Here is an 8,932-nt window from a genome sequence, read left to right on the forward strand (position 1 = left end):
GTTGATGGCCCTCTCAGCCAGTGGAATTGCGTTTGGGTCTCCCTTGGCGATCAGCCGCCGCAGGATCCCCTGACAAGTATCCAAGTGGGGCATACCTCGTGAATATGCGCCCGGATTCGTGAAAATCAACTTCGGTAGGCCGCGGCTGTCATCGTTGCCTCCCGAGCGGTTGTCTCAAAAAGCGTAAGCCGGCAGGCGCGACGAGAATTATGAACTGGCTAACACTTTGCAACTGAAGTGTATTTTCAATCTAAGAAAGCTGATCGCAGCGTCATCGATCACAGGGCGAAAACTGGTCGCGACTGGGAGAAGTCGCGCCGCTTCATTTCCCCCAGAAGTGGTGCGCGCCGGGCCCGCACCCTCGGCCCGAGCGCCCAGTGCGCTGGATCAACCGGCGCAGAGATCATGATGGCGGTGCGCGGAGCACGCCGGATCGCCCGCTACGCTGGGGGCACTAGAGCTCAAAGACCTCATTCGGGCCACCGCGACGGTCGAGGACATCGCACCAGCCGCACTCCACCGCATATGTATTTACGAAGGTGCGCATGCCGTGACTTCGATCGTTCTTTCTTGCGGAGTGCTCAAGCGATGCATTATCGGAAGGATTGGCACGTCGGCTGGAGAGACGCGGATCCAGTGGAAAACGGACGACCTGCCAAAACGCGTTTCGATCGAACGACGGGCCGTCGTCATGCTCGCAGGGCGCGCAGCGGAAAGCCTCCTGATCGGCGATTTGGCGGTTGGAGCGGGTGGAAGCGATGACTCCGACCTCGCACAGGTCACCCAGTTCGTGACGACGCTGCATGCTTCCATGGGCCTCGGCGACACGCTGACCTACATCGCCTCTTACCAGAATGCACTGAAAGCGGTGCGCTTCAATCCCGAGCTCCGGTCCAAGGTCGAACAGCACCTACAGGCCCTGCTGAGCCTTCCCGCTCCCCCATATCCAAGACGGGTCTCCCGGCGCTCCTGAAGGTCCAGAAGCCGCAGGGCGGCCGTCCAGGCGGGCCCGCTATTCGTGGGCGTCACCATTAACAGGTTCACGATGTCGGAGGTCCGCTTGCGGAAGGCGCCGACGCCCTTGGTACGGAGCGTCGCGTTGCCGCTCTTCCGCAGCAGGAGGGGGTCAATGAACAGCTTGGTGTCGGCGTTCAGGAGCGGGTCCAGAAAACCGGCCTTATCGATATCTGTCTTTGGCACCCCGAACTGTTGGCTGAATAGTCTGGGATCAATGATCTTAGCCATGGAGGGCTCATAAAAAAAGCCGAGACAAATCCCGGCTAAAAACCTCGGGTAGCAGATTCAGGTCCTGGTATTCCCGCCGGCCACCTGCTGAGGTCGGTCGACAGGTTCGTCGATCTGCAAGAGATCAGACAGGACCTGGCGCCTTTCTACAGTAGCATCGGCCGGCCTTCGATCGATCCCGAACTGATGATCCGGATGCTCCTGATCAGTTACTGCTTCGGCATTCGATCGGAACGGCGTCTGTGCGATGAGGTTCATCTCAATTTAGCCTACCGGTGGTTCTGTCGGCTCGGCCCTGGATGGGGCGGTGCCGGATCACTCGACGTTCTCCAAGAACAGGCATGGCCGCTTCCGGGAGAGTGTTCGAGAGCGTCTTGCGCCGCTGCATCCGGGAGCGGCTGGTCGGTGGGGACGGATTTGCAGTCGATGCGAGCCTGATCAAGGCGGATGCCAACCGGCAGAAGGGGATCGAAGGCGACAAGGGACTTTCTCCGGAAGTCTTCGGCCGGGCGATCGATGAGTATCTGGCCGTCCTCGACGATGCCGCCTTCGGAGCAGCGACCGAGGTCACGCCGAAGTTCGTGTCGCCCTCCGATCCGGCGGCGCGCTGGACAGGGGCGCACGGCGGCCAGGCCTTCTTCGCCTACGAAGCCCAAACGGCGCGCGACGAGTTCACTCTCGCAGCCACCGCCCAGAACCTTCGCAAGATGGCCAAGCTGATCCCGATGCAACCCCTCAAGCCCGCATAAAAGGCCGATACAGCCGTTCGGCCGCATCGGTGCTGGCGCCAATACATCGGACTACTGCCGCCTTTTTCAACGGAATCGACCCAAACCGGCTGATTCGGTGACGTCGCCTTTCGGCCCTACGCTGATCAGGGGTCAACTTCGTGGGCCGGGTTGACATTTCTCTCTACGGGGAGATTGCATGGCGCGCGCAGCTTGGCTTTACGTACCTCGACATGAAGCTTATTGCGCATCGTGGATGGTCCGCGGGTCCGGGTGAAAACTCGCTGGCCGCGTTCGCACGTGCTGCCCGTGACGGCAGAATATCTGGTGTCGAATTCGACGTCTGCCTTGCAGCGGATTCCAACACATTGGTGGTGTCACACGACCCGCCGCGTCATGTCGAGAATGCGCTTACCCTCGATGCGGCACTGTCACTTCTTTCACCAACTGACCTTGAACTGTTTGTGGAGGTGAAGGAGGCGGGACTTGTCTCTAGAGTCATCGAGAGGCTGGTTGCCAGCAACGTGGCCCGTCGGTCAGTCGTATTTGCCTTTGCCGCCGTCGCAAGATCCTTTCCGTGGGAGGGTGCGCGACCGGTGCGCCTGGGCATCATCGTCATGTACCCGTGGAACCTGAATCGTGCGGTGCGCAGGTATGCGCCCGATGTCCTCCTGCTCGGCTGGGACGCGCGCGCTTGGACGCGAGTCGTTTTTCGCGCCTGGTGGTCCGTTTTCTCGCTTGAGCAGCTTGCGCGACGCCACCACGTGCCGGTTGTAGTAGGAGTCGTGCAACGCATGGACGACATTCATTGGCTCTCGCGGCAGCACCTCTACGGGGCGGTTGCCGACGTCGACTGCACTATCGGCCGCAGCGCCAGGCCTGATTAGGCCGCCCAAACCCGTTCGCCGTGAAGTATTCGAAAGCAGCTGACAGATCGGCCTGATCTGGCGTGGGGAACCGGCTGTTTCGGTGAGTTCGCCTTTTAGCCCAAATGCGAAGTCCATCGCGGCTTTCAAACTGTCAGCTTCCGGGGGTAAAGCGGAAACGGTAGGCCGACCGCTCGAACAGCGCTTTTGACCCAGAGCGGGCGTCTTGCAGATGATCATTCTCGCGGCGCCGATGCGTTTCAGGGAACGATCCGCTCCGCGCGGAACTCGCGCATGAGCCGCACGAACATCTCTTCGCTATCGACCACATCGTGGAAGCCGAAGCGGCGCGATTTAGTAACGTCCGACACCACGTCCCAGTCGCAATTGAAGACGTAATCGGCAAAGGGCCAGGCCACCAGCTTATCGTAGGCGTAGGGCTTCAGCCCATGTTTCTCTGTCATGACGCGCCAGAGTGGTGCTTTGTCTATCATGTGTGCGGTAAGGCTTATCGTCTGCACGTCGCCGGCTGGCATATCGAAAGCGGCCGCGAGCTTCGGCCACAGATTCGTCCAGCGGAAATAGTCACCGTTGGTGATGTTGAAAGCTTCGAGCCCGCAGCGAGGCGTGCTCGCCGCCCAGAGCGCCGCGTTGGCGAAGTGCGCGGATTCAGTGACCTGGTAGATCGATGTGTAGGCGCCAGGCTTTCCCGGGAAGCGGAGCGGCAACCCAAGCTCTTTGCTGATCGCGGCGTAGACTGCGATCGCCGGCGCCAGACTCATCGGCGTGCCCGGCGCAAAGCCGCATAAGGTCTGCGGCCGCAGCTCCACCCAGTCCCAGCGCTTGCCGCGCTGGAAGGCGGCGAGCCAGTCGATCTGCTCGAAATAATAGTTGGGACCCATGTGGCGCGGGTCACTCTCTCGTGCCGGTGTTTTGAACGGCCCGAGGTGTGAGCCATAGTATTTTGTGCCGGTGACCAGCACCACGCGGCGCAGCGCGGACGACGCGCTGTCGATCGCGGTCACGGCGTTAACCAGCATGTCGCGGTTTGGAGCGACGTTCGATGCATAGCCTGCGGCGGCGCCCGCCGCAGGCTGAAACGCCGCGTAGAAGACGTGCGTAGCTTCCGTCAGGTCGGCGAGCTTCGCCGCCGCGTCCTCACGGTCTAGTAGATCGACACTGATGTGGCGGTAGCGGGGCACGGCGCCGGCCGCACGGCGCGACAGACCGACGACGGACCAGTCGTCCTGCCTGAGCAGCCGCTCGACAACGTAGCGCCCGATCACTCCGAGCGCTCCGACGACTACGGCCTCTTTGTGCTCACCCATGTGTGCCCAATGCCTTTCGACTACGATGGTAGCGGTGTCCTAGGCTCTTGTCGCCTGCATTGGGACGCTGCCTGGCGGGCATCGGGGCGCTCGGCCTGAATATCCCGGACAACCTCCTCGCGCTCGCCGACGAGGTGATCGAGTGAGCGGCTGAAGTCCGAATCTGGCCCGTACCGATCTAATCCGGCGCTCTCACCATGTCCGTTTTCAGGGGCAGGTCGGAAATGACTCTAGTCCGCCAAGCCCGCCGGTTTTGTGCCGGCTCGACCTCACAGCATGTCCACTCTTTGGCCACTCGCTGGGAGACAACCGACATTGGCCGACTACCGCTGAACGCGTGGTCTACGCAGATTTGCGCTGCGGCTTCGCTGCCGTCTTCGCTTCCTTGGGTTGCTTGCCGTCGATCGGCAGCAGCATTTCCTTCTGCCCGCTGGCCCTCTTTGGGACCGATCAGGTCCGACGTTCAAGACGCAATTTTCTTCCCTTGAAACTGCGCGACTTCGGCCGGATACTGAACCGAGGTCCTTGGCCATCAGCAATCCGAGGAGAACGATTATGGCAATCCAGATCCTGATGGACCGCACCGGCGACAGCCGTCACCCTTTCGACCCGAACGACGCACAACAACTGGCGAACGCGGAGCAGCGCTTCTACGAGCTGACGAAGGTCGGCTTCACCGCCGCTGTCCGGACCGGTCTGGGTCAGGTCTCGCAAATCCGATCGTTCGACCCGAACGCCGAAGAAACCGTGTTCTTTCCCAGGCTAGTCGGCGGATGATCGGCCGCGCCATGTTGCGCTTTATGCCGTCTGGGCCGGGTGAACGCTCGTGTATGAGAGCCATAAAAGCTCTCTTCATCAGACATGGCGTCGAGAGAACTCCGGAAGGCCGGTCCTTGCTGCTTTTGCGGGACTGGCTGTCGCCGACCCAGCAGGTGCAGTTCGCGAAGAAAGGATATTTCGAGGTCGTCGGTGGCGAGACCGGCAAGCAGTACAGGATCTTTGCCGGCACCGTGACGAACGTCTGCGAGATCGACGAAAAAGGCCGTCCGAAGGTCGGCCTGTGTTTCCGGACGCTGGGCGAACTACCGATTGGTGACGTCATGCTCGCCCAGAAGATCGCGCTGGAAAGCTGCGAGAGTAGCGCCCTCGCGGTGGCGAGGGAATTCATTCCGAACGGATTCGCGTTCCGGCGAAGCCGACTGCTTGGCTGAGCCGCGACGGCACCGGCTCGCGTTCCGCGGATATTAGGCCGACTTGCGCTGCGGCTTGGTCGCCGTCTTCTTGGCTGCGGGCTCCTTCGCCGGCTTCTTGCCGGCAATCGGCAGCAGCATTTCCTTCTGACCGGTCTGCTTCTTTGGCTTCTTCGGGCCTTTATGGGCTCGGCCCTAGCCGTGCCCGATGTAGTCCATTCTTCCACCATCCACTACCAACATCTGGGCTGTCACCCAACCCGCCTCCGGAGCAGCAAGGAAAGCCACGGCGTTGGCGATATCCGCGGGCTGCCCGATGCGCCTCATCATTGTCCGCTCGGCCAGACTCTTCTCGATCGCGTCCCACTCGCTGGCGCTGCGCTTTCCCTGCGTCATGTCCGTGCAGACGAATCCTGGCGCCACCGCGTTCACGGTGACCCCATCAGGGCCCAGCTCCATGGCGAAACGCCGCGTCAATATCGCGGCCTCCGCTTTTGTCGCGGCGTAGAACGCATTGCCGGGCAGCGCCGTGCCGATTGCGGCTATCGAGGCCACATTGACAATCCGGCCATAGCGGCGGGCGCGCATGCCTACCATCGCAGCGCGGGTCGCGTGAATAATGCCATCCGCGTTGACGCGACGCATGCGATCGAACTGTTCGTAATCGAATGTGTCGAGTGTTGCCTGATGGGACACCCCGGCATTGTTGACCAGTATGGTCACCGGACCAAGCTGCGCTTCGGCCTGCTCGATCATCACCTGGACAGCGCGAAAGTCCGCAACGTCCGCACCGCCCGTTATAGCGCGGCCGCCTTCGCCCCTAATTTCGGACGCGACCTGCTCGGCCGCATCCGCGCGCGCCGCATAGTTGATGCACACCGCGGCGCCCCGCTGCGCCAGAAGAAGCGCGATACCTCGGCCGATGCCGCGCGCGCCGCCCGTAACCACCGCCACTTGGTTACACCATGTCATTGCTGTCCTCCCGCTTGCCTTCCGAGACCCCGCAAGTTCTTGGGAATATCTGCCGCAACTAACGCCGCGGCAAGTCGTTCCGATCCATTTCAGCGTTCGGGAACGCATCGCGAGGTCAGCTACTGACGGCACAGCGGACGCGCATGGTAAGCTCGACCTATTCCGAGTCTGCCCCTAAGCCGACATTGGTCGGATCGAAATCCTGCACAGGCTGCTCCCTACGGGTAGTCACCTCCTCGGCGCCGAGCTTTTGGGCTATCATGCTGGGGCGGAGCGCATTTCTTCTCGACTCGTTCCCGGACCGCTGGTGGTCGGTATCGGACCGATGCAGGCCCGGCTTACTGGTGCTTCGCGCGGTGTGTTTTTTGTCAGGACCGGTGCACAACGGCACTGCGCTGGGAGACTACCCATGGCAAACTCAAAAACGATCGCGGGTCTGATCGGCCCGTCCCTGATCGCGATTGCGGCCGCGTTGCTCATCAATCTGGGCTCGATGTCGGCACTGGTCGAGGCGGTCTCGCACGATCCGGCGGTCGTGCTGGTCTCCGGAGTCGTTTCCTTCGTGGCCGGGCTCGCTGTGGTGCGCGTGCACAATCACTGGGCCGCAGACTGGGCGGTTCTTGTCACGATCTTCGGCTGGCTTCTACTGATCGGCGGCCTAGTTCGCATGCTGTTTCCGCTCTGGCTCGCTGGAATGGCTGCGACCCTCAGCCCAAGCACGGGGCTTATTGTGGGGGAAGCCGTCGTGTTTCTCGTGATCGGGGCTTTCCTGTCGTACAAGGCCTACATGAGCAGCTGATGGAGGTAGCGATCGGGGAGCCGACCAAGTTCTCCTTGCTGCGCGCTCGCCCATGGTCGCCATTGGGGTGCTGCAGAAATGGGCAGCCTTGCCGGCCAGAAACGTCGAGGATGACCCCAAGCCGACGTTCCGCGCCACTTGTTGCATACAGGCCTTCGGCGAACCCAGTCGTAGATCGGCTACCTGGCTATGCTGCCGCGGGTTTCATCTTCCGATTGGCTTCCAGCCTTCGATCGACCAGTGCCACGATAGCATCGAGGGCGGGGTGCCTCATGCCCTTCTGCTTCGCGGCAAGTTGAACGAGCTTGTCCGCGCGCTCGATATTCGGGGCACCGTTGTTCAGGGCGCGGGCGGCAGAGGCGGGACGCGACAGGCTCTCCGCCGCCGCCGCGTACTTTTCGAAAGGCACCAATTCGTCACGCGGGGCACCAATTTTGACACATACGTCGAGCACGAAATCGTAGATGGAGCGCGACGCTTCCAGATCCGAATGAACGGCCTCCCGGGCGGTCCGCATCCCGTCCTCGGTGATGCACCGGTAGTTCCCGGCCATCAGCATGGCCCACTTGGCCAAGGGTACGAAGATCGAGTCATAGAACCGCAACTTCACCGGCAATTGTATCCTGCCCTCGGGAGCATCGAAGCGCGCAGCATCGATCTCCCTCTCCAACCGCCGCACGATCTCGTTGCCCTTCTCGACATCAAAGCGGGCGACCTTGAAGTTCGTCGGCAGAGTCACCTGCAGTACGTTGGCCTTTTCGTCCGGCGGCCTTATTGCCTGGGGATCGGGACTGCAGAGCGTCAGGGTAGCGGGGTCGAATTCGTCCCAGACTTCCGGCGCCGTATAAGCGGGCTTAAGCAGTTCGCAATCTATCCCAGGAACGCGCCTCATATAGGGAAACGGCGGCATGTTCATGATCGACATACACGGCACCCGCGATGTCGCGACCGCATTCAAAAGCTCGCGCACTCCGGGCGATCCGTATTGGGGCTCCTGCATCGCAAGTCCGATGAGGTCATATGCCCCCGGGTCGACGTCCGTCGCTCCCGCCGCCGACACTCGGCCGGGCAGCTCGCGTGAATCGAGCTCGATGGGTTCGCTTCGGCCGCGGATCGGAATCCGAACACGAAACCCGTCGGAATTGATCAGTTCAGCCTCGGCCGGAAGGCAGACAAGTTTCACCGAATGCCCGCCGAGCAGAATCTTCGACGCGAGCAACGAACCGTATGAAGCGCCTAGGATGAGAATGTTGTATGTCGACATCGTCGGATCTCCTATGGGATCTTAGCTCGGGTTCATTGCGGCCTGCTTTGTGCCATCGGCCGGCTCGATGCCACGGGCGCGGTGACGACAGGCGGCACGTCCGGCCGAACCGTGGCGACTGCAGCGGCGCCCGCCAACCGGATTCCTAGACCCGAGGCAAACAGTACGGTCCAGTTGGCGGTTGGGACGCCACTACGGCGGAGATCTCCTCAAGAAGAGCCGCGTGCTGCTCCCAGGGGATGCCGTCGACACTCATCCGCGGTCGCCCCGGATGATCGACCCGGCTGTCATCGACCGCCTGCCCGGCTTCCACCGCCGCCGACAGGAACCGGCGATCCATATCGCGATCGAAATAGCGCAGGAGAACATCCCGCAACGCCGGCTTCGTGCAGGCCATGGCAGCAAGGAGCCCGTACCCGCCCCAGTTCGACACGCCGGCGACGATGAGCGAATCGACCGGGGTCGTTGCTGCGATCACCTTGCCATTTGGAATTCCGCGTTCGATGATTTCCTTGGGCAAGGATCCCATCCCGATTTCAT

Annotated in this window: 9 protein-coding genes and 2 pseudogenes; 6 read left to right on the forward strand and 5 right to left on the reverse strand. The window is 61.8% G+C overall.

The annotated features are described in order from the left end of the window. Positions 1–577: 577 nt before the first annotated feature. Positions 578–802 (forward strand): annotated as a pseudogene (locus tag AC629_RS50865) (AAA family ATPase); the annotation flags it as partial. Positions 803–846: 44 nt separating this feature from the next. On the opposite strand, the gene AC629_RS49590 reads toward AC629_RS50865, so the two are convergent. Further along, entirely contained in the window at positions 847–1,245 is a 399-nt protein-coding gene (locus tag AC629_RS49590; protein ID WP_245332187.1) for a DUF8370 family protein, read from the reverse strand. Positions 1,246–1,314: 69 nt separating this feature from the next. Between AC629_RS49590 and AC629_RS42730 the strand changes: the two are divergent. Further along, a pseudogene (locus tag AC629_RS42730) lies at positions 1,315–1,892 on the forward strand (transposase); the annotation flags it as partial. Between the two features lie 242 nt (positions 1,893–2,134). Further along, positions 2,135–2,860 carry a glycerophosphodiester phosphodiesterase gene (locus tag AC629_RS42735; RefSeq protein WP_084810623.1) on the forward strand — a complete coding sequence of 242 codons (726 nt, stop codon included), beginning with the start codon at positions 2,135–2,137 and terminating at the stop codon, positions 2,858–2,860. Between the two features lie 239 nt (positions 2,861–3,099). Here AC629_RS42735 and AC629_RS42740 read toward each other — a convergent pair whose 3' ends face one another. Then, positions 3,100–4,167 (reverse strand): SDR family oxidoreductase, encoded by a 1,068-nt coding sequence (locus AC629_RS42740; RefSeq protein ID WP_084810624.1) that lies wholly within the window; start codon positions 4,165–4,167, stop codon positions 3,100–3,102. Positions 4,168–4,722: 555 nt separating this feature from the next. Here AC629_RS42740 and AC629_RS42745 point away from each other — a divergent pair. After that, on the forward strand, positions 4,723–4,944 hold the full coding sequence (locus tag AC629_RS42745) for a hypothetical protein (protein WP_084810625.1): 222 nt from the start codon (positions 4,723–4,725) through the stop codon (positions 4,942–4,944). After that, entirely contained in the window at positions 4,941–5,378 is a 438-nt protein-coding gene (locus AC629_RS42750; protein ID WP_502693117.1) for a hypothetical protein, read from the forward strand. Before AC629_RS42745 ends, AC629_RS42750 begins: the two co-directional genes overlap by 4 nt. Positions 5,379–5,552: 174 nt before the next feature. On the opposite strand, the gene AC629_RS42755 is transcribed toward AC629_RS42750, so the two are convergent. Next, on the reverse strand, positions 5,553–6,437 hold the full coding sequence (locus AC629_RS42755) for an SDR family NAD(P)-dependent oxidoreductase (protein ID WP_084810627.1): 885 nt from the start codon (positions 6,435–6,437) through the stop codon (positions 5,553–5,555). A 301-nt stretch (positions 6,438–6,738) separates the two neighbouring features. On the opposite strand from AC629_RS42755, the gene AC629_RS42760 reads away from it, so the two are divergent. Then, complete coding sequence (locus tag AC629_RS42760) at positions 6,739–7,128, forward strand: hypothetical protein (RefSeq protein ID WP_084810628.1); 390 nt, start codon at positions 6,739–6,741, stop codon at positions 7,126–7,128. Between the two features lie 187 nt (positions 7,129–7,315). On the opposite strand, the gene AC629_RS42765 is transcribed toward AC629_RS42760, so the two are convergent. Both AC629_RS42765 and AC629_RS42770 read right to left on the reverse strand, forming a co-directional pair. Then, a complete protein-coding gene (locus AC629_RS42765) occupies positions 7,316–8,392 on the reverse strand; it encodes a Rossmann-fold NAD(P)-binding domain-containing protein (RefSeq protein WP_084810629.1) in 1,077 nt (358 codons plus the stop codon). A 145-nt stretch (positions 8,393–8,537) separates the two neighbouring features. Next, positions 8,538–8,932 (reverse strand): glutamate cyclase domain-containing protein (locus AC629_RS42770; protein WP_143199902.1); only part of this gene is annotated, 395 nt, incomplete at its 5' end.

This window comes from Bradyrhizobium sp. NAS80.1 (assembly GCF_001908205.1).
Lineage (GTDB): Bacteria > Pseudomonadota > Alphaproteobacteria > Rhizobiales > Xanthobacteraceae > Bradyrhizobium.